19 protein-coding genes are annotated in these 18,795 nt (G+C 65.2%); 13 read left to right on the top strand and 6 right to left on the bottom strand.

Going from position 1 to position 18,795, the window contains the following annotated elements; translation table 11 throughout:
• Both ACLEJU_RS10460 and ACLEJU_RS10455 read right to left on the bottom strand, forming a co-directional pair.
• Positions 1–870, bottom strand: coding sequence for a cation diffusion facilitator family transporter (locus ACLEJU_RS10460; RefSeq protein WP_435422995.1), 870 nt, complete (start codon positions 868–870; stop codon positions 1–3).
• A gap of 25 nt (positions 871–895) precedes the next feature.
• On the bottom strand, positions 896–1,315 hold the full coding sequence (locus ACLEJU_RS10455; RefSeq protein WP_435422994.1) for a polyribonucleotide nucleotidyltransferase: 420 nt from the start codon (positions 1,313–1,315) through the stop codon (positions 896–898).
• 115 nt (positions 1,316–1,430) lie between these two features.
• Here ACLEJU_RS10455 and hrpB point away from each other — a divergent pair, with 115 nt between their 5' ends.
• Positions 1,431–3,959, top strand: a complete 2,529-nt coding sequence (gene hrpB / locus ACLEJU_RS10450; RefSeq protein ID WP_435422993.1) for an ATP-dependent helicase HrpB — start codon at positions 1,431–1,433, stop codon at positions 3,957–3,959.
• Positions 3,960–3,977: 18 nt separating this feature from the next.
• Here the strand turns inward: hrpB and ACLEJU_RS10445 are convergent, their stop codons facing one another.
• Positions 3,978–4,628, bottom strand: a complete 651-nt coding sequence (locus tag ACLEJU_RS10445) for a YciC family protein (RefSeq protein ID WP_435422992.1) — start codon at positions 4,626–4,628, stop codon at positions 3,978–3,980.
• A 155-nt stretch (positions 4,629–4,783) separates the two neighbouring features.
• Between ACLEJU_RS10445 and ACLEJU_RS10440 the strand changes: the two genes are divergently transcribed.
• The 5 genes from ACLEJU_RS10440 to ACLEJU_RS10420 all read left to right on the top strand — a co-directional run bounded on the left by ACLEJU_RS10440 (position 4,784) and on the right by ACLEJU_RS10420 (position 9,124).
• Positions 4,784–5,551: a DUF2076 domain-containing protein gene (locus tag ACLEJU_RS10440; protein WP_435422991.1), complete on the top strand. Its 768-nt coding sequence runs from the start codon at positions 4,784–4,786 to the stop codon at positions 5,549–5,551.
• 68 nt (positions 5,552–5,619) lie between these two features.
• The gene (locus ACLEJU_RS10435) at positions 5,620–6,099 is read left to right on the top strand and encodes a LabA-like NYN domain-containing protein (RefSeq protein ID WP_027917740.1); all 480 of its coding nucleotides are present in this window, start codon (positions 5,620–5,622) and stop codon (positions 6,097–6,099) included.
• 8 nt (positions 6,100–6,107) lie between these two features.
• Positions 6,108–6,713, top strand: a complete 606-nt coding sequence (locus ACLEJU_RS10430; RefSeq protein ID WP_435422990.1) for a 3'-5' exonuclease — start codon at positions 6,108–6,110, stop codon at positions 6,711–6,713.
• Positions 6,714–6,822: 109 nt separating this feature from the next.
• Positions 6,823–7,737 carry a drug/metabolite exporter YedA gene (gene yedA, locus ACLEJU_RS10425; RefSeq protein ID WP_435422989.1) on the top strand — a complete coding sequence of 305 codons (915 nt, stop codon included), beginning with the start codon at positions 6,823–6,825 and terminating at the stop codon, positions 7,735–7,737.
• A gap of 55 nt (positions 7,738–7,792) precedes the next feature.
• Positions 7,793–9,124 carry a DEAD/DEAH box helicase gene (locus tag ACLEJU_RS10420; RefSeq protein ID WP_435422988.1) on the top strand — a complete coding sequence of 444 codons (1,332 nt, stop codon included), beginning with the start codon at positions 7,793–7,795 and terminating at the stop codon, positions 9,122–9,124.
• 35 nt (positions 9,125–9,159) lie between these two features.
• Here the strand turns inward: ACLEJU_RS10420 and ACLEJU_RS10415 are convergent, their stop codons facing one another.
• The 3 genes from ACLEJU_RS10415 to ACLEJU_RS10405 all read right to left on the bottom strand — a co-directional run bounded on the left by ACLEJU_RS10415 (position 9,160) and on the right by ACLEJU_RS10405 (position 12,190).
• Positions 9,160–10,401 (bottom strand): TIGR03862 family flavoprotein, encoded by a 1,242-nt coding sequence (locus ACLEJU_RS10415; RefSeq protein ID WP_435422987.1) that lies wholly within the window; start codon positions 10,399–10,401, stop codon positions 9,160–9,162.
• A gap of 149 nt (positions 10,402–10,550) precedes the next feature.
• A complete protein-coding gene (locus ACLEJU_RS10410; protein ID WP_435422986.1) occupies positions 10,551–11,465 on the bottom strand; it encodes a histone deacetylase family protein in 915 nt (304 codons plus the stop codon).
• Positions 11,466–11,503: 38 nt separating this feature from the next.
• Complete coding sequence (locus ACLEJU_RS10405) at positions 11,504–12,190, bottom strand: histidine phosphatase family protein (RefSeq protein ID WP_435422985.1); 687 nt, start codon at positions 12,188–12,190, stop codon at positions 11,504–11,506.
• Between the two features lie 167 nt (positions 12,191–12,357).
• Between ACLEJU_RS10405 and ACLEJU_RS10400 the strand changes: the two genes are divergently transcribed.
• The 7 genes from ACLEJU_RS10400 (at position 12,358) to ACLEJU_RS10370 (ending at position 18,749) form a co-directional block, all read left to right on the top strand.
• Positions 12,358–12,930, top strand: a complete 573-nt coding sequence (locus ACLEJU_RS10400) for a GNAT family N-acetyltransferase (RefSeq protein WP_435422984.1) — start codon at positions 12,358–12,360, stop codon at positions 12,928–12,930.
• Between the two features lie 154 nt (positions 12,931–13,084).
• Positions 13,085–13,954, top strand: coding sequence for an acyl-CoA thioesterase II (gene tesB / locus ACLEJU_RS10395; protein ID WP_027917732.1), 870 nt, complete (start codon positions 13,085–13,087; stop codon positions 13,952–13,954).
• Positions 13,951–14,541, top strand: a complete 591-nt coding sequence (locus ACLEJU_RS10390; protein ID WP_435422983.1) for an HAD family hydrolase — start codon at positions 13,951–13,953, stop codon at positions 14,539–14,541. The genes tesB and ACLEJU_RS10390 overlap by 4 nt, the downstream gene beginning before the upstream one ends.
• Before the next feature lie 154 nt (positions 14,542–14,695).
• Entirely contained in the window at positions 14,696–15,706 is a 1,011-nt protein-coding gene (locus ACLEJU_RS10385; protein WP_435422982.1) for a zinc-dependent alcohol dehydrogenase family protein, read from the top strand.
• A 114-nt stretch (positions 15,707–15,820) separates the two neighbouring features.
• On the top strand, positions 15,821–16,936 hold the full coding sequence (locus ACLEJU_RS10380) for an ABC transporter substrate-binding protein (protein ID WP_435422981.1): 1,116 nt from the start codon (positions 15,821–15,823) through the stop codon (positions 16,934–16,936).
• Positions 16,933–17,994: a FecCD family ABC transporter permease gene (locus ACLEJU_RS10375; RefSeq protein ID WP_435422980.1), complete on the top strand. Its 1,062-nt coding sequence runs from the start codon at positions 16,933–16,935 to the stop codon at positions 17,992–17,994. Before ACLEJU_RS10380 ends, ACLEJU_RS10375 begins: the two co-directional genes overlap by 4 nt.
• On the top strand, positions 17,991–18,749 hold the full coding sequence (locus ACLEJU_RS10370; RefSeq protein WP_435422979.1) for an ABC transporter ATP-binding protein: 759 nt from the start codon (positions 17,991–17,993) through the stop codon (positions 18,747–18,749). Before ACLEJU_RS10375 ends, ACLEJU_RS10370 begins: the two co-directional genes overlap by 4 nt.
• The last annotated feature ends 46 nt before the right edge of the window (positions 18,750–18,795 follow it).

Here is an 18,795-nt window from a genome sequence, read left to right as displayed (position 1 = left end):
TCACACCGGGTCGGCATGCACCATCACATCCGCCCGTGGATAACGCTGGCGGATGACTGCCGAAGCCTGCACGCACAGGTCGTGGGCCTCAATCAGTGGCAGTTGGCCCGGCAGCTCAAGGTGCAGTTGCACGAACCACTGGTTGCCCGACACCCGCGTGCGCAGGTCATGCACGCCTTGCACGCCGGGAATGCCCAGGACCAGTTCGACCATCCCTTCGCCAATGTCACCGGGCAATTCCTTGTCCATCAGGATCGCCGTGCTTTCGCGGGCGATCTGCAGGGCACTCCAGAGGATGTAGAACGCGATGCCGAGACCGAACAGCGCATCCAGCTGCGGCCAGCCGAAGCGTGCCAGCAGCAGGGCGAGCAGGATGCTGCCGTTGAGCAGCAGGTCGGAGCGGTAATGCAGTGAGTCGGCGCGCACCGCAGTGGAGCCGGTCAGGCGAATGACCTTGCGCTGCAATGCCAGCAAGGCCACGGTCAGCGCCAGCGACAGCAGCATCACGGCGATGCCGATGGCCGTGTCACCCAGCGGCTCGGGTGCTTTCAGGCGCTCGACAGCCTGTATCCCGATCAACACCGCGCTGACCCCGATGAACAGGGCCTGGGCCATGCCCGCGAGAGCCTCGGCCTTGCCGTGGCCGAAACGATGGTCGTCATCGGCCGGGCGCAGGGCGTAATGCACGGCGAGCAGGTTGAGGAACGAGGCGACGGCGTCCAGTGCCGAGTCGGTCAACCCGGCCAGCAGACTGACCGAGCCACTCAGCCACCAGGCGACGGCCTTGCTTATGACCAGAATGCTGGCCACCGCCAGTGAGGCGCGGGTGGCCAGGCGCAGCAGGCGTTGGTGTTCGGCCGGGGTAATCATGCCCAGGGTGATGTCCTTGTGAGAATCAGGCCGCAGGTACCAGGCCCAGAGTCGCCAGCTGTTCGACGCTGCCGCGGTGCTGGATCAGCCGTGGGTCATCCAGCGGCAGGCGCTGGCCCAGTTCGCTTTCGAGAATGGCTTGCAGCTTGAGGTTGTCGACCTTGCCATCGGGGCTTACGGCATCACGCAGTTTTACCGGGTCGACCTGGGCCGTGTGCCCGCCCTTGTAGTAGATGGCGCCCGTGGCGAAGTCGATGCCAAAGGCGATCAGGCCCGGGATCACATAGAACAGGATGCCGATGGCGTCCATCGCGGCAACCACGGGGTCGATCTTGCCGCCGATCTGGCCACGGCGTTCGGGATAGAAGATGGTGCCGCAGGCCGTCAGCTGGGTCAGCAGGGTGACGATCAGGGCGCCACCAATGACGCGGGATGGGATGCGCATGTAAATCTCCGAAAAGTATTCAGCAGGGCAAGCGAAGCGCCAGCACCTGAAGCTAAGACCATGATAGAGCAGGCTGGGTTCGCCGTTATACTCGCCAGACTGTTCGAGGACCACCATGATTTCTTTACCCATCGATGCTGTCTTGCCCGCCTTGCGCGAAGCCCTGCTAAACCGCGACGAAGCCGTACTCGAGGCGCCCCCCGGTGCGGGCAAGACCACCCGCGTGCCGCTGGCGCTGCTCAACGAGCCGTGGCTGGCCGGGCAGACCATCCTCATGCTAGAACCGCGCCGCCTGGCTGCGCGGGCGGCGGCCGAGCGCCTGGCCAGCGAGCTGGGTGAAAAGGTCGGTGAAACCGTGGGCTATCGCATCCGCCTGGACAGCAAGGTCGGGCCGAACACGCGTATCGAGGTGGTCACCGAAGGCATCCTCACGCGCCGTTTGCAGGCCGATCCGGCACTCGACGGCGTGGGGCTGCTGATCTTCGATGAATTTCACGAACGCAGCCTGGATGCCGACCTGGCCTTGGCTTTGAGCCTCAATGGCCGCGAACTGCTGCGTGACGACCCTGCGCTGAAAATCCTGCTGATGTCGGCAACCCTGGAAGGCGAGCGCCTGTCGCGGCTGCTGGGCGACGCGCCGGTGGTGAGCAGCGAAGGCCGCATGCACCCGGTGGATATTCGCTGGGGCCGGCCATTCCAGCCGGGCGAGTTCATCGAACCGCGAGTTGTGGACAACGTGTTGCTGGCATTGGCCGAACAACCCGGCAGCGTGCTGGTATTCCTGCCCGGCCAGGCCGAGATCCGCCGCGTGCATCAAAGCCTTCAGGATGCCTTGGGTGAGCAGCCGGATGTACTGCTGTGCCCGCTGCACGGCGAACTGGACCTCAATGCCCAACGCGCCGCCATCGACCCGCCGACCAAGGGCCTGCGCAAGGTGGTGCTGGCCACCAACATTGCCGAAACCAGCCTGACCATCGACGGCGTGCGCGTAGTCATCGATGCCGGCTTGGCGCGCGTGCCACGTTTCGATCCGGGTAGCGGCATGACCCGCCTGGACACCCAGCGTATCTCCCGTGCCAGCGCCACCCAGCGCGCCGGCCGGGCAGGGCGCCTGGAGCCCGGGGTGTGCTACCGCCTGTGGTCCGAAGCCCAGCATGACCAGTTGGCCGCCCACGGCAGCGCCGAGATCCTCCAGGCCGACCTCGCTGGCCTGGCCCTGCAGCTTGCTCGCTGGGGTGTTACCCCCGACCAGCTGCGCTGGCTAGACCAGCCGCCGGCAGCTGCCTTCTCCCAGGCCCAGGACTTGCTGGCGCGGCTGGGCGCGTTCAAGCCGGGCAGCCGTGACAACCTCAGCGACCACGGCCAGGCCATGGCCGAGCTGCCGGCTCACCCACGCATCGCCCACCTGCTGCTGCGCGGCCAGGACCTTGGCCTGGCGACGATGGCCTGCGATGTTGCCGCCTTGCTGGGTGAGCGCGACATCCAGCGCGGTGGTGGTGCCGACCTGCACAGCCGCCTGACGCTGGTCAGTGGTGAAGGCAAGGCCAGCCGAGGTGGCCAAGGCGGCGTGCAGCGTGCACGGCAACTCGCCCGGCAATACCGTGGCTTGTTGCGCGGCAAGGCCGCTGCGGCGGTTGCCGACCCCGACCATCCGCGCTGGCTTGGCGCCTTGCTGGCGCTGGCCTATCCCGACCGGGTTGCCCTGCAGCGTCGCGAGGGTGGCGCTGAATATCGCTTGGCCAATGGCCGTGCCGCCTTGTTCGCCGAGGTCGATGCGTTGATGAAATGCCCGTGGCTGGTGATCGCCGACCTCGGTAGCCGCCAGGGCCAGCGGGAAGAGCGCATCTACCTGGCCGCCGAGTTCGACCCGGCGCTGCTTGATGATGTGCTGGCAGAGCAGGTCCAGCGCGTCGATATCCTCGACTGGGACGAGCGCGAGCAGGTGCTGCGTGCCGAACGCCAGACCAAGGTCGGCGAGCTGGTGCTGGGCCGCGAACCATTGCCCGGCCTGGATGACGAAGCCCGCGCCAAGGCGCTGCTTGGCCTGGTACGGCGCAAGGGCCTGAACCTGCTGACCTGGACCCCGGAACTGCGCCAATGGCAAGCGCGGGTGGCGCTATTGCGTCAGCTGGATCTGGACAAGGAGGGGCAGAGCGAGTGGCCCGACCTGGGTGACGAGGCGCTGCTGGCGACTCTGGAGGATTGGCTGCAGCCCTACCTGGGCAAGGTCTCACGCCTGAGCCACTTCGCCGCGCTGGACCTGTCATCGATCTTGCGCAACCTGCTGCCCTGGCCATTGCCGCAACGCCTGGACGAATGGGCCCCGGCACATCTGGCGGTGCCGTCCGGCTCGAACATCCGCCTGGACTACAGCGAAAACCCGCCGATCCTCGCCGTGCGCCTGCAGGAGCTGTTCGGCCTGGCGGATACCCCGCGTATTGCCCAGGGACGCCAGCAGGTGAAGCTGCACCTGTTGTCGCCAGCGCGCCGGCCAGTGCAGGTGACCCAGGACCTGGCCAACTTCTGGCGCACGACCTATGCCGAAGTGAAGAAGGACTTGAAGGGGCGCTATCCCAAGCACTACTGGCCGGATGACCCCCTGGTGGCCGAGGCTACCGCGCGGGCCAAGCCACGCGGTACTTGAGGGGCGGGAGGACGCTGTTCAGCTTTCTGCTTCCAGCAACATGAACAGGCGATACAGCACCACCGTACTGAACAGCTGCAGGAAGCCGCTCAGGCTGTCCATGGCCAGTTCGGCTGCTGGCGAGGGCTCGGGGATGGCCATCAGCAGCAGGCCGTCGATCAGCCAGATCGGCGCCAGCACGCCCACCACGCAGATCATGATGCGCATGAAGTGCCCGGTGGTCATGCGCGCACTTTCGCGCATCGACTGCACCACGGGCAGGCCACGCAGCACCAGCAGGTATTCGGCGAACACCAGGTTGATCATGATCCACACGCCCGGGAAGACCAGTAGCGCCAGGCCGGCCATGATCAGCAGCGAGCTGATCGTGATCAGCAGGGCCAGCTGCGGCCACAGCTGCACGGCGCGGGCAAACAGGTCCCGTTTGGCGATCTCCTGGCCGTTGCTGCGGGTATCCAGGTAGAGAATCAGCGCCGCGCTGTACAGCGGGTAGAACAACAGGCTGATCAGCATGCCGTAGGCCGGCGAGGCCTGGTCGCCCAGCTGGCGATACAGCAGTTGGGTAATGAGGGCTTCGAGCACCACCAGCGGCAGGCACAGCGAGATGATGCTGGCCAGGTGGCGGCGGAAGAAGTACAGGGAGTCGCGCAGAACGCTCAGCGGATTCATCAGTCAACATCGCAAGGCAGTAAAAGCAGGGGCCTAACTTTAGCCCAGAGCTGTCACTTGCTGAAAAAAGTTTCACCCGCGTGGTGATTGAATCCGCAGCCCGTGCGCCCCATCTTTGCCATGTCCGATGTCCTGCTAGCCCATGAGGTAGCCCAATGAACACTGATGAACAAACCCTGATCGACGGCCTGTTCGGCCGCATCAAGCAAGCCGAAGACCCGAGCCAGCCGCGTGATGCGCAGGCGCAGGCACGGATCGAGGAGCATGTGCGCCAGCAGCCGGCAGCGCCTTATTACATGACCCAGGCAATCCTGGTTCAGGAAGCCGCGATCAAGCAACTGGACGAGCAGAACAAGCAGCTGGAGGCCGAGCTGAAGCAAGCCCGGGCCCAGCTCGACGCGACCCGTGCCAGCAGTGGCAATGGCGGGGGTGGGTTCCTGTCAAGCATCTTCGGTGCCGGAGCGCGCAATCCGGAGCCGGTTCAACCGCAGCGCCCAAGTGCGCCGGTAGCCTCGGGTGGAGGTTGGCGCGAGCCGAGTGCGCCGGGCTTCTCCCAGCCGCAGCCGCAAATGCAAGCACAGGCACAACCGCAACAGGCCGGCTTTGGCGCCGCGCCGTCGCGCAGCGGTGCCAGCAGCTTCCTTGGCGGCGCAATGCAGACTGCTGCGGGCGTCGCCGGTGGCGTGTTGCTGGCGCAAGGCATAAGCAGCCTGTTCAACCACCACTCGCAGCCTGAAGAGGTGGTCGAGGTGATCAAGGAAGAACCGGCACCGGCCAGTGATAACGGCGGCTGGAATGACCAGGGCGGGCAGCAGCAGGTAGCCGACAACGGTGGCTGGGGCAATGACCAGGGTGGTTTTGCCGACACCGACTATGGCAGCGATGACGGTGGCTTCTTCTCGGATGACGATACGTTCGTCTGACCGGTCTGGCATACTGCTGGCATTTCCGAAGGGGCGCTTTGCGCCCCTTTTCATGTCGAGGGTATGTGGTGAAAAAGATCGCGCTGTTCGCCGATGTGCAGAACCTCTACTACACCGTGCGCCAGGCCCATGGCTGCCACTTCAACTACACCGCACTGTGGAAGGACGTCAGCCGCGAAGGTGAGATCGTCGAGGCCGTGGCCTATGCCATCGACCGCGGTGACAGCAAGCAGCAGCAATTCCAGCAGATCCTGCGCAACCTCGGTTTCGACGTACGCCTGAAACCGTTTATCCAGCGCAGCGACGGTTCGGCCAAGGGCGACTGGGACGTGGGCATTACCCTTGACGTGATCGATGCGGCCAGCCGTGTCGACCAGGTGGTGCTGGCCTCCGGTGACGGTGACTTCGACCTGCTGCTGGAGCGCGTCATCCAGCGCCACGGCACCGAGGCGGTGGTCTACGGCGTCCCAGGCCTCACCGCGTTGTCGCTGATTCGCGCCGCCACCCGTTATGTGCCCATCGAGGGCGCGCTGTTGCTCAAGCACTAAGGTTTTTCATGGAACGTATTGCTGTCATCGACTTTGAAACCACCGGTATTTCCCCCGGTGCCGGCTGCCGTGCCACCGAGGTGGCGGTGGTGATGCTGGAACGCGGGCGCATCGTCGAGCGCTATCAGAGCCTGATGAATGCCGGTGTGCCGGTGCCTGCCTTCGTCGCCGGGCTGACCGGCATCACCACCGCCATGCTGCGCACGGCACCACCGGTGGACACGGTGATGAACGAAGTGGCCGAATTCGTCGGTGATACCCCATTGCTGGCGCACAACGCCGCCTTCGACCAGAAGTTCTGGGATTACGAACTGAGCCGCATCGGCCGCATCCGTCGCCAGTCCTTCGCCTGTTCCCTGCTACTGTCACGGCGCCTGCTGCCGGCGGCGCCGAACCACAAGCTGGGCACCCTGACCCGTTGGGCCGGCCTGCCGGATACCGGTACCGCACACCGGGCGATGGCCGACGCGGAGATGGCCGCCAACCTGCTGCAGCATCTGGCGGGCGTGCTACGCCAGAGCCACGGCGTTCAGCAACTTTCCCACGAGCTCCTCTGTCGCCTGCAGAAAACGCCTGCGGCGAAGGTTCGCGAAATTCTGGCCAGGTTCGCCTGAAGCGCGCACCAAAAGTGTGCCGCTCATTTCGCGCTGTTTTGTAACTTATGTTTACTGAAGCAGAGCCTTAAACTCGGTCACCCGAAAACGGATTTCTGAGTTGTCTGCCATGCCTGCCTCCCGTCGCTTTCCGCTGCTGCTCGTCGGCGCCTTTCTGGCCTTGTACCTGGTCTGGGGTTCCACTTACCTGTTCATCCGCATCGGCGTCGAGTCATGGCCGCCGATGTTGATGGCGGGGGTGCGCTTTCTGATCGCGGGCGCTTTGCTGTACGGCTTCCTGCGCTGGCGCGGGGTACCGGCACCGACCTGGCCACAATGGCGTGCTGCAGGTGCTATCGGCTTTCTGCTGCTCAGCTGCGGCAACGGTGGTGTGACCGTAGCCGAGCATGCTGGCGTGGCATCGGGTGTGGCGGCGTTGGCAGTGGCCACCGTGCCACTGTTCACCCTGGTCTTTGGGTTGCTGTTCGGCCACCGCAACTCGCGCCTGGAATGGGCCGGAATCTTCCTTGGCCTGCTCGGCATCGGTCTGCTCAACCTCGGCTCGAACCTGCAGGCCAGCCCCATCGGCGCGGCGCTGATCCTGTTCGCGGCGGCGTCGTGGGCATTCGGTTCGGTTTGGAGCAAAAGCCTGCCGCTGCCCCAAGGGCCGATGGCCAGCGCTGCCGAGATGCTGGTCGGCGGTGCGGTGTTGCTGCTGGGCAGTGTGGTCTCTGGTGAGCGCATGACGCAGATGCCGACTGCGGCTGGCTGGGGTGCGCTGGCCTATCTGGTGCTGTTCGGTTCGATCCTCGCCTTCAGTGCCTACATGTACCTGCTCAAGAACGTGCGCCCGGCCGCGGCCACCAGTTATGCCTACGTCAACCCGGCGGTGGCGGTGCTGCTGGGCATCCTCTTCGCCGGCGAAGAGATTGGCGCAGAAGAATGCCTGGCCATGGCGGTGATCATCGGCGCCGTGGTGCTGATCGGTCTGCCGCAGTGGCGCAAGGCGCCCGAACAGCCGCTGAAGGGCGAAATCTGCAAGTAGCCAGGGGCGATGCGTTAAACTTGCCGCCTTCGCTGAACCCCCTGACGGTATTGCCATGAATTTCGCCCAACTCGGCCTGATCGAACCGCTGCTGCGCACCTTGCAGCAGCTGGACTACACCACCCCGACCCCGGTCCAGGCCAAGGCCATCCCTGCCGTGCTGGCCGGCCGTGACCTGATGGCCGCAGCCCAGACCGGCACCGGCAAGACCGCCGGTTTCGCCCTGCCAGTGCTGCAACGCCTGGCGTTGGAAGGTGAGAAGGTTGCCAGCAACTCGATCCGTGCGCTGGTACTGGTGCCCACCCGCGAGCTGGCCGAGCAGGTGCACAACAACGTGCGCGAGTATGCCGAGAACCTGCCGCTAAGCACCTACGCGGTGTACGGTGGGGTCAGCATCAACCCGCAGATGATGCGCCTGCGCCGTGGCGTCGACCTGCTGGTGGCGACGCCCGGTCGCTTGCTCGACCTGTTCCGTCAGAACGCGGTGAAGTTCAACCAGGTACAGACCCTTGTGCTCGACGAAGCCGACCGCATGCTCGACCTGGGCTTTGCAGAGGAGCTGCAGTCGGTCTACGCCGCCTTGCCGCGCAAGCGTCAGACGCTGCTGTTCTCCGCCACGTTCTCCGAGCAGATCCGCATGCTCGCGGGCCTTGCCCTGAACGACCCGCTGAGCATTGAAGTCAGCCCGCGCAACGCTGCGGCGACCACGGTCAAGCAGTGGCTGGTGCCTGTGGACAAGAAGCGCAAGACCGACTTGTTCATGCACCTGCTGCGCAAGCAGCGCTGGAAGCAGGTGCTGGTATTCGCCAAGACCCGCAATGGCGTCGATCAGCTGGTCGAGCGCTTGCTGGCTGAAGGTGTCAATGCCGACGGCATCCACGGCGACCGCCCGCAGGCCACCCGCCAGCGCGCGCTGGACAGTTTCAAGGCGCGGGAAATCCAGGTGCTGGTGGCAACCGACGTCGCGGCCCGTGGCCTGGATATCGACGACCTGCCGCTGGTGGTCAACCTCGACCTGCCGATCGTGGCCGAGGATTATGTGCATCGTATTGGCCGGACCGGTCGGGCTGGCAACAAGGGCGAGGCGATCTCGCTGGTGTGTGCCGATGAGGTGCAGATGTTGTCGGCGATCGAAATGCTGACCCGGCAGACCCTGCCACGTCACGAGGAGCCGGACTTCATCCCCGAGCATCGGGTACCGATGACCGATGCCAGTGGCCAGGTTGTGAAGAAGCCGAAGAAGCCCAAGAAACCGAAAGAGAACAGCGCCAAGCGCGGGTTGGGGCGCTGGATGGACAGTGCCGAAGCGGGGGCAGCAGAGCCATCGGTGAAGGCTGTGCGCAAGGTACCGAGCTTCAACGGCGGGCCGCGCAAGCGTAAGCCTTGAGATCCCTGGGGCTGCGAAGCAGCCCCGGCAATCGATCAGGCAGACCGCGTCAGCCAATCCACTGCTGAACGCCCCGCCCGCAATCCACTGGCAAAACACGCCGTCAGCAGATACCCCCCGGTCGGCGCCTCCCAGTCCAGCATTTCGCCAGCACAGAATACCCCCGGCATCCGGCGAACCATCAACCCTTCATCCAGCCCTTCGAAACGCACGCCACCGGCACTGCTGATCGCTTCGTCCAGCGGACGCGTGCGAACCAGCGTGATCGGCAAGGCCTTGACCGCCCGTGCCAACGCCTGAGGATCGGCAAAGGTCGCCTGATCCGTCAGCTCCCGCAGCAACCCCGCCTTGACCCCATCGATCCCCAACTGGCTGTGCAGATGCTTGGCCATCGACCGCGACCCGCGTGGTTTGGCCAGCGCCTGGGCAATCTTATCCACAGGCTTGTCCGGCAGCAGGTCAAGGAACAGCCTGGCCTGCCCTTGATGCTCGATGGCCTGGCGCAGCTGCGCCGACCATGCATAAACCAGGCTGCCCTCGACGCCCTGTGCGGTGAGGATGAACTCGCCCTTGCGCGGCGCCATGCCCGGCACGCTCAGGGCAATGTTCTTCAGCGGTGCCCCCGCAAACTTGTCCACAAGCACTGGGCTCCAGCCTTCGACCTCGAAACCACAGTTGCTCGGCCGCAGCGGCGAGATATCCACAGTGCGCTCGGCCAGCAATGGCTGCCAAGCACCATCGGAGCCCAGCCTGGCCCAGCTGGCGCCGCCGAGGGCCAGCACCACGGTGTCGGCCTTGACCTGCAGTTCACCCTGTGGATAAGCGATTCGCAAGCTACCATCGGCGTTCCAGCCCAGCCAGCGATGGCGGGTGTGGATAACTACACCGATCTCACGCAGGCGCTTCAGCCAGGCGCGCAGCAGCGGAGCAGCTTTCATGTCGGTGGGGAAAACCCGGCCCGAAGTACCGACGAAGGTTTCGATACCCAGCCCGTGAATCCACTGGCGCAGCGCATCGGCATCGAAGTCGCGCAGCAACCCGTCGATCTCGCTCTGCCGCTCGGCATAGCGGGAAACGAACTGTGGATAAGCTTCCGAGTGGGTGATGTTCATGCCACCGACGCCGGCCAGCAGGAACTTGCGGCCCACCGATGGCATGGCGTCGAACACTTCCACCGCCAGGCCCGCCTGGGCCATGGCTTCTGCAGCCATCAGGCCGGCAGGGCCGCCGCCGATAACAACGGCCAGGGGAGGGGAAGCGGGGGATTTTTCAGACATGGTAGGCAGCAGGCTGTGGAAAAGACGGCACATTCTAGCGCAGCCGGGCCAACCTAAGCACTGAACAAAAAATGATCAATATTCTGCAGGCCACGTAGGCAAAGGGCTGTAGCGCCTTTCTCGCAGGTTATCCACAAGCGGCTCCACAGTCATTGTGAACAACCGATTACCCGTGCCGCACTGTGGTGAAGAATGCCGTGGCGCCTGGCCAGGGCTTCGCGGTCCTTGCTGTAGCCGCCACCGATCACCCCGACCACCGGGATATCGCGGCCCAGGCAGTGGCGCATCACCAACTCGTCACGCGCTGCCAGGCCCTGGTCGGTGAGTTGCAGGTAGCCCAGGGCATCGTCCTTGTGCACATCGACGCCGGCGTCGTACAGCACCAGGTCGGGTTGATACAGCGGCAGCAGGTAGTTCAGCGCATCTTCCACCACCTTCAGGTAAGCCGTGTCGCCCATGCCGCGTGGCAGGGGAATGTCCCAGTCACTGTGGGCCTTGCGTGCCGGGAAGTTCTGCTCGCAGTGCAGGGACACGGTGATGGCGTCCGGGGTGTCGTGGAGGATGCGTGCCGTGCCGTCGCCCTGGTGCACATCGCAGTCGAAGATCAGCACCCGGTGTACGCGGCCGGCCTCAAGCAGGTAGCGGCTGATCACTGCCAGGTCATTGAAGATGCAGAAGCCGGCCGGGTGGTCGTAGTGGGCGTGGTGGGTGCCGCCGGCGAGGTGGCAGGCGATGCCATGCTGCAGCGCCATTTCGGCGGTCAGCAGCGAGCCGCCCACCGCGCGCACGGTACGCCGGGCCAGGGCTTCGCTCCAGGGCAGGCCGAGGCGGCGCTGGTCCTCGCGGGACAGCTCGCCGTTCATGTAGCGCTCGATGTAGCTGCGGTCATGGGCCAGGGCGAGGATATCGTTGGGGCAGATGTCCGGGCGCAGCAGGGCCTGGTCGGTGGTCAACCCGCTGTCGACCAGGTGGTCGCGCAGCAAGCGGAACTTGTCCATGGGAAAGCGGTGCTCGGCGGGGAATTCCGGGCTGTAGTCTTCGTGGTAGATCAGCGGCAACGGCATGGGGACTTCGCAATCGGGGCCAGCGCTGATCTTGCCAGTTATTTCCCCGCGCTGGCCAATACGCGTTGCCAGTCTGGCTCGTTCAAGCGTCCAAGGATTCGCGCCTTGCCGTTGGCGTCCACCGAGACGAACAGCGCGCTGGCATAGTTGCTCTCGCGCTCACCACCGGCCACCCGCTGCTGGCGGGCGAAATGGTCGATGCAGCCATTGTGGGTCACCAGCACCAGGTTGTGCCCTGCACGCTTGCGGGCCAGCGCTTCACTGGCGAACTGGTTGTCGCAGCTTTCCAGCCAGCCTTCGCTTGCTACGGACTGGCCAAGGATGAAGTGCGCGGTCTGCTGGGTACGCACTTTGGGGCTGGCGAGCACATCGGCATTGCTCAGGCCCAGTTGCTTCAAGCCTTGGCCGACCCGCGTGGCGGCCTCGCTGCCGGCCACGGTGATACCGGTGGGGTCATTCAGGCACGGGCCGGGTGCGCTGTCGCACCGCTCGGCATGGCGGATCATCACGATTACCGCACCATCGGCCCAGTCTTGCAGGAGGCCGCTTTCACTCAACTGCTGTTCGTTGCCAAGGTCCACGATATGGGTCCTCGTCGCCAGCCAGGTGGTCACCGCCGCGATGACCATGCACAGGCCAAGAGCGGCACCGAGGGCTTTGCGTGACATGCGTCGCTTGCGACGGGCGTGGATGGCGGGATGGCCCAAAGTGTTGCTCGGCTGCATGCGTCACTCCAATGGCGCGGCGGTGGTGTGGCGGTATTGTGCTCAGCCGTCTGTCGGGGGCTGGTGAAGGGGTTGTGAAAATTGCATTCTGGGCGCCGCCGGTTGCGTGAAAAACCTGCCCGCGCCTACGCTGTTAAGTGCCACAGCGCAGAACCGGAGCTAGTCCCATGACACCTATCCTCCACCTGGAAAGCGCACGCCTGGTGTTGCGCCAATGGCGCGATGACGACCTGCGCGAGTTCGCTGCGCTGTGTGCCGACCCGCAGGTGATGCGTTATTTCCCGGCGCCGATGACACGTCTGGAAGCGGCGGCGCTGATCGGCAGGATTCGTGGCCACTTCAACGAATACGGCTTCGGCCTGTGGGCCTTGGAGCGAAAGGACAGCGGCGCTTTCATCGGCATGACGGGGCTGCTCAATGTCAATTTCGACGCGCCGTTCGCACCGGCGGTGGAGATTGGCTGGCGCCTGGCCCGGCGCCACTGGGGCCTTGGGTTTGCCAGCGAGGCGGCATGGACCTGCCTGCGTTGTGCTTTCGCCCAATTGCGCGTGGAGGAGGTGGTGTCGTTCACTAGCGAGAGCAACTTGCCGTCGCAGAAAGTCATGCAGGCCATCGGCATGGTCCAGGACGTCAATGGCAGCTTCGACCACCCCCGGCTACCCATCGGCCACCCGTTGCGCCCCCATGTGCTGTACCGCATTGACCGCGCGCATTGGGAGCAGACCCTGCGCACTGAATGAGCCGCCATGCACGGCGTTGATGACAAACCCTGTATCATTTCTCTATCTACAAGATCTGCAAGGTGCTCGCCGAAAGATGTTCAGCGCCTGTGAAACCGAGCGCCGCTCATGCGGCGCATCGCGAGCAAGCTCGCTCCTACAAGGAGAACCCCCGATGAGTCATGTGTTGGACGACCTGGTCGACCTGTTGAGCCTCGAGTCGATCGAGGAGAACCTGTTCCGTGGCCGCAGCCAGGACCTGGGCTTCCGCCAGCTGTACGGTGGCCAGGTGCTGGGCCAGTCGCTGTCGGCCGCCAGCCAGACGGTCGAGGATGCGCGCCATGTGCATTCGTTGCACGGTTACTTCCTGCGCCCTGGCGATGCCAGCCTGCCGGTGGTCTATTCGGTCGACCGCGTGCGTGACGGCGGCAGCTTCAGCACCCGGCGAGTGACGGCGATCCAGAAGGGCCAGCCGATCTTCACCTGCAGCGCGTCGTTCCAGTACGACGAGGAAGGCTTCGAGCACCAGGTGCAGATGCCCGACGTGGTCGGCCCGGAAAACCTGCCGACCGAAGTCGAGCTGGCCAGTGCCCATGCCGACAAGCTGCCAGAGCGTATCCGCGACAAGGTGCTGTGCGCCAAGCCGATCGAGATCCGCCCGGTGACCGAGCGCGACCCGTTCAACCCCCAGCCCGGCGACCCGGTGAAGTACGCCTGGTTCCGCGCCGACGGGACGCTCCCGGACGTACCTGCACTGCACAAGTACCTGCTCGCATACGCCTCCGATTTCGGCCTGCTGACCACCTCGCTGCTGCCCCATGGCAAGTCGGTGTGGCAGCGCGACATGCAGATCGCCAGCCTCGACCATTCGCTGTGGTTCCACCGCAACCTGCGCGCCGATGAGTGGTTGCTGTACGCCACCGATAGCCCGTGGGCCGGCAATGCCCGTGGCTTCTGCCGCGGCAGCATCTTCAACCGCGCCGGCCAGCTGGTGGCGTCGTCGACCCAGGAAGGCCTGATTCGCCACCGTAAGGACTGGGCATGAGCCTGGGCGAAATCCGCAACTGGGTGTTCGACATGGACGGCACCCTGACTGTGGCAGTGCACGACTTCGCCGCTATCCGCGTCGCCCTGGATATCCCGGCCGAGCACGACATTCTCACCCACCTGGCGGCGCTGCCGGCGGCGGAAGCGGCGGCCAAGCATGCCTGGCTGCTGGAACATGAACGCGACCTGGCGATTGCCTCGACAGCGGCCACCGGGGCGGTGGAGCTGGTGCGTGAGCTGGCCGAGCGTGGCTGCCGCCTGGGCATCCTTACCCGCAATGCGCGGGAGCTGGCGCATGTGACGCTTGAGGCAATCGGCCTGGCGGACTGCTTTGCGGTCGAGCACATTCTCGGGCGCGATGAGGCAGAGCCCAAGCCAAGCCCGGATGGGCTGTTGAAGATTGCCAGCGCCTGGGGTGTGGCACCCAACGAGTTGGTGATGGTTGGGGATTACCGCTTTGACCTGGACTGCGGGCGGGCGGCAGGGGCGCGCACGGTACTGGTCAATCTGCCGGATAACCCGTGGCCTGAACTGGTGGACTGGCATGCGGCGGATTGCCGGGCGTTGCGGGTGATGCTGGGCTGAAATCTGTGTTGCCTGTGTTGGCCTCTTCGCGGGGCAAGCCCGCTCCTAGAGGATTACCGCAGGCTCGGACTCTGTACGATACCGGGCTTGTCCCGCGAAAGGGCCGGTACTGGCTATGCTGAACCCCTGTCTTTCCCTGAATGGAGCCTCACTCATGACCAGCAAGGCCATCTATGTGCAACCCGGCGGCGGCTACGACAAGGTCGAAGTCGGCACCAGCGAGGCCCCAGCGCCCAAGGCCGGCGAGATCACCGTGCAGCTGCATGCCAGCTCCCTCAACTATCACGACTTCGCCGTGGTCAGCGGCATGTGGGGCCCCAGCGAGCGGCGTATTCCCATGGCCGACGGTGCCGGCGAAGTGATCGCGGTCGGTGCGGGTGTGAGTGAATTCAAGGTCGGCGACAACGTCGTCAGCACCTTCTTCCCCGACTGGATCGATGGCCAGGCCAATGTCGAAGGCTTTGGCCGGGTGCCCGGTGACGGCATCGATGGTTATGCCCGCGAACAGGTCACGGCTGCGGCCACCTCGTTCACTCTGGCACCCCAAGGCTTCAGCCATGCCGAGGCCGCGACCCTGACTACGGCGGGCCTTACCGCCTGGCGCACCTTGATGAGCGATGACCACCTCAAGCCGGGTGACACGGTGCTGGTGCAGGGCACCGGCGGTGTGTCGATCTTCGCCCTGCAGTTCGCCAAGCTGGCGGGTGCCACGGTCATCGCCACGTCGTCCAGTGACGCCAAGCTCGAACGCCTGAAAGCCCTCGGCGCCGACCACCTGATCAACTACAAGAGCACCCCGGCCTGGGGCGAGAAGGCGCGTGAGCTCACGGGCAATCGCGGCGTCGATCATGTGATCGAAGTGGGCGGGCCGGCGACTCTGGAGCAGTCGATGATCGCCGCGCGCATCGGTGGGCACGTGTCGCTGATCGGCATTCTTACCGGCGTGGCCGGGCAGTTGCCGCTGGTGCAGGCACTGGTGCGGCAGATCCGCCTGCAAGGTGTGCTGGTGGGCAGTCGTGCGCAGCAGCAGGCGATGGTGCGGGCGATCGATGCCAACGGCTTGCGGCCGGTGGTGGACAAGCATTTCGAGCTGGAGCAGATCGTCGAAGCGTTCCGCTATCAGGAGAGCAACCGGCATTTCGGCAAGATCTGCCTGACCTGGTAAAACTGTAACGGGCGCCCGACAAGCCAATACATTTGCGCACATCAGTAGGGGAAAGCGGCTGGCTAGAATGCCTCGCTTCAGATGCGACTGATTCTCTTCAAGAGGATTCCCCCGATGTGCTTCCTTTCCCGTATCCGGCAGCGTTTGCTGCCTGCCCTCGTTCTGCTGGCTGCTGCTGCCGGCTTTGCGCAAACTGCCAGTGCCCTGCAAGTTACTGACGTACTCGGGCGCAAGGTCGAAGTCGATCATGCGCCGCAGCGAGTCGTACTTGGCGAAGGGCGGTTGTTCTTCGCCTTGGCCTTGCTCGACCGCGACAACCCGTTCCAACGTGTGGTCGGCTGGCAGAACGACATGCGCCTGCTCGATCCGCACACCTACGACGTCTACGCCAAGCTGTACCCGCAGGTCGCCAAGCTGCCATTGATCGGCCAAGCCTCCGAGCAAAGCGTCAGTGCCGAGCAGATCCTTGCGCTCAAGCCGGACCTGGCGATCTTCAGCATCGCTGGCGAAGGCCCGACCCAGCACAGCCCGGTGGCCGACCTGCTGGAAAAGGCCGGGGTACCGGTGCTGTTCGTCGACTTCCGCGTGCACCCGATCCGTAACACCCGGGTCAGCATGCAGGCGCTGGGTACCCTGCTCGGGCGTGAACAGCAGGCTCAGGAATACCTGAGTCTGTACGACCGCCACCTCAAGCACATCACCGACAGTGTGGCCTCGCTACAGCCCGGTGAGCGGCCGAAAGTGTTTCTCGAACTGCTGGCGGGCGTGTGGCAGGCACCGGGACATACCACCGGCAAGAGCGGCCTGGGCAGCGTGGTCGAGGCGGTCGGCGGGCACAACATCGGCGCCGACGTGGTGCCGGGCGCGTTGGGCGACGTCAGTGTCGAATATGTATTGCAAGCCGACCCGGACGTTTACATCGCCACCGGCAACCGTGCGCCGGGCGTGCTGCTGGGGGCGGGCGTATCCACCGAGACCGCCCGCCAGAGCCTGGCGAAGATCACCGCACGCCCCGAGTTCGCGCCGCTGCGGCCGATCCAGGCCGGGCAGTCCCACGGCCTGTGGCATGACTTCTACAACTCGCCGTTCAACATCCTCGCGATCGAGGCCATGGCGCGTTGGGTGCATCCCGAGCGCTTCGCGGATGTCGATCCACAGGCCACCCTGGGTGAAATCAACCGCATGCTCAAGGTAGGCCTGGACGGCCAGTACTGGGTCGACGCCAAGTGACCGCGCTGGCGCAGGAGGGCGCGGCACTCGCGGCCTGGCATTACCGCCGCCTGCTCTGGCGGCGGGCCTTGCTGGTATTCGCGCTGGCGCTGTTGCTGCTGCTGTCGGTGCTCGGAGACCTGGCCAGCGGTGCCTCGGGCATGGGCCTGGGGCAACTGCTGCAGGGCATCTTCGACCCGGCAACGTTGAGCGCCACCGAGCGGGTGATCATCTGGAACGTGCGCCTGCCTTACTCGCTGATGGCGGTGCTGGTGGGCGCGGCATTGGCGCTCGCTGGCGCCGAGATGCAGGCGATCCTCGACAACCCGCTGGCCAGCCCCTTCACCCTCGGCGTGTCGTCATCGGCGGCGCTCGGTGCATCGCTGGCGATCGCCTATCCACTGGGTATCGCCTGGCTGGCGCCGAGTGTGCAGGTGACGGTGATGGCCTTCGTCTTCGCCTGCCTGTCGGTGGTGTTGCTGCAGACCATGTCGCGCTTGCGTGGCGCAGGGGTGGAGAGCCTGGTGCTGTTCGGCATCGCCCTGGTGTTCAGCTGCAATGCGCTGGTCTCGCTGCTGCAGTTGCTGGCCACCGAGGACGTGCTGCAGCAACTGGTGTTCTGGACCTTGGGCAGCCTGGCCCGATCCGACTGGCAGAAACTCGGCATCCTCGCCCTGGTGCTGTCGCTGCTGTTGCCGTTCTCGCTGCGTGCCGCGCCGGCCATGACCCTGTTGCGCATGGGCGAGGACCGCGCGCGCAGCTTTGGCGTGGACACCCGGCGCCTGCGCTTTGCCTCGCTGCTGCGCATCAGTCTGTTGTCGGCGACGGCGGTGGCGTTTGTCGGCACCATCGGTTTCGTCGGCCTGGTCGGGCCGCATATCGCCCGCTTGCTGGTTGGTGAGGACCAGCGCTTTCTACTGCCGGCCAGTGCGCTGGTGGGGGCATTGATGCTGTCGTTGTCGTCGCTTGCCAGCAAGCTGATCTTGCCCGGGGTGATCGTGCCGGTGGGCATCGTCACGGCGTTGGTCGGGGTACCGGTGTTCGTGCTGCTGGTGTTCCGCCGGGGGAGAAAATTGTGAGCCTGGTGATCGATGAAGTGGCGGTCGCCTATGGCGCGCGGCAGATCCTGCACGGGGTGAGCTTACCGGAGCTGCCGGCCGGCAGCCTGGTGGCACTGGTCGGCCCCAATGGCGCGGGCAAATCAACCTTGCTACGGGCGCTGGCGGGGCTGGAGCGGATGAAGGGCGGCTTGAGCCTGGATGGCCAGGACGTGACCCGACTGAGCTTTGCCGAGCGCTCGCGGCGGCTGGCCTACATGCCCCAGCAACTGCCACCGGGGATTGCCCTTGGGGTGCTGGAAAGTATTGTCGCGGCGTTGCGCGTGAGTCGTACGGATGACCTGCTTGGCTGCGCCTACGAGGCATTGCGCCAGCTCGGTATCGAGGCGCTGGCCGAGCGCTCGCTCGACAGCCTGTCCGGTGGCCAGCGGCAACTGGTGGCGCTGGCGCAGCTGATGGCGCGCAATCCGCAGGTGCTGCTGCTCGATGAGCCGACCAGCGCGCTGGACCTGCATTACCAGTTGCGGGTGATGGGCGCGGTGCGCGAGCGGGTGGTGGCGCATCGGTTGCTGGCGGTGGCGGTGTTGCATGACATCAACCTGGCGGCCAGCCATGCCGATTGGCTGGTGGTGTTGCGCGGGGGCAGGGTGGTGGCGTGCGGGGCGCCGAGGGAAGTGCTGCAGCCTGAGCTGCTGGCTGAGGTGTATGGCGTCGCGGCGCGGGTCGAGCGCTGTTCGAAGGGGCGATTGCAGGTGCTGGTGGATCGAGCCTTGTGATTGCCTGTGCCGGCCTCTTCGCGGGCACGCCCGCTCCCACAGGTAT

Origin of the sequence: Pseudomonas sp. SMN11, assembly GCF_052041945.1 — a bacterium.
GTDB lineage: Bacteria > Pseudomonadota > Gammaproteobacteria > Pseudomonadales > Pseudomonadaceae > Aquipseudomonas.
Note: the sequence above shows the minus strand (reverse complement) of the source record. Positions and strands in the feature narration are given on the sequence as shown.

What these genes read in the sequence shown, in the direction of transcription:
- ACLEJU_RS10460 (WP_435422995.1), bottom strand. Translation starts at nt 870, where the DNA reads ATGATTACCCCGGCCGAACACCAACGCCTGCTGCGCCTGGCCACCCGC.
- ACLEJU_RS10455 (WP_435422994.1), bottom strand. Translation starts at nt 1,315, where the DNA reads ATGCGCATCCCATCCCGCGTCATTGGTGGCGCCCTGATCGTCACCCTG.
- hrpB (WP_435422993.1), top strand. Translation starts at nt 1,431, where the DNA reads ATGATTTCTTTACCCATCGATGCTGTCTTGCCCGCCTTGCGCGAAGCC.
- ACLEJU_RS10445 (WP_435422992.1), bottom strand. Translation starts at nt 4,628, where the DNA reads ATGAATCCGCTGAGCGTTCTGCGCGACTCCCTGTACTTCTTCCGCCGC.
- ACLEJU_RS10440 (WP_435422991.1), top strand. Translation starts at nt 4,784, where the DNA reads ATGAACACTGATGAACAAACCCTGATCGACGGCCTGTTCGGCCGCATC.
- ACLEJU_RS10430 (WP_435422990.1), top strand. Translation starts at nt 6,108, where the DNA reads ATGGAACGTATTGCTGTCATCGACTTTGAAACCACCGGTATTTCCCCC.
- yedA (WP_435422989.1), top strand. Translation starts at nt 6,823, where the DNA reads ATGCCTGCCTCCCGTCGCTTTCCGCTGCTGCTCGTCGGCGCCTTTCTG.
- ACLEJU_RS10420 (WP_435422988.1), top strand. Translation starts at nt 7,793, where the DNA reads ATGAATTTCGCCCAACTCGGCCTGATCGAACCGCTGCTGCGCACCTTG.
- ACLEJU_RS10415 (WP_435422987.1), bottom strand. Translation starts at nt 10,401, where the DNA reads ATGTCTGAAAAATCCCCCGCTTCCCCTCCCCTGGCCGTTGTTATCGGC.
- ACLEJU_RS10410 (WP_435422986.1), bottom strand. Translation starts at nt 11,465, where the DNA reads ATGCCGTTGCCGCTGATCTACCACGAAGACTACAGCCCGGAATTCCCC.
- ACLEJU_RS10405 (WP_435422985.1), bottom strand. Translation starts at nt 12,190, where the DNA reads ATGCAGCCGAGCAACACTTTGGGCCATCCCGCCATCCACGCCCGTCGC.
- ACLEJU_RS10400 (WP_435422984.1), top strand. Translation starts at nt 12,358, where the DNA reads ATGACACCTATCCTCCACCTGGAAAGCGCACGCCTGGTGTTGCGCCAA.
- tesB (WP_027917732.1), top strand. Translation starts at nt 13,085, where the DNA reads ATGAGTCATGTGTTGGACGACCTGGTCGACCTGTTGAGCCTCGAGTCG.
- ACLEJU_RS10390 (WP_435422983.1), top strand. Translation starts at nt 13,951, where the DNA reads ATGAGCCTGGGCGAAATCCGCAACTGGGTGTTCGACATGGACGGCACC.
- ACLEJU_RS10385 (WP_435422982.1), top strand. Translation starts at nt 14,696, where the DNA reads ATGACCAGCAAGGCCATCTATGTGCAACCCGGCGGCGGCTACGACAAG.
- ACLEJU_RS10380 (WP_435422981.1), top strand. Translation starts at nt 15,821, where the DNA reads ATGTGCTTCCTTTCCCGTATCCGGCAGCGTTTGCTGCCTGCCCTCGTT.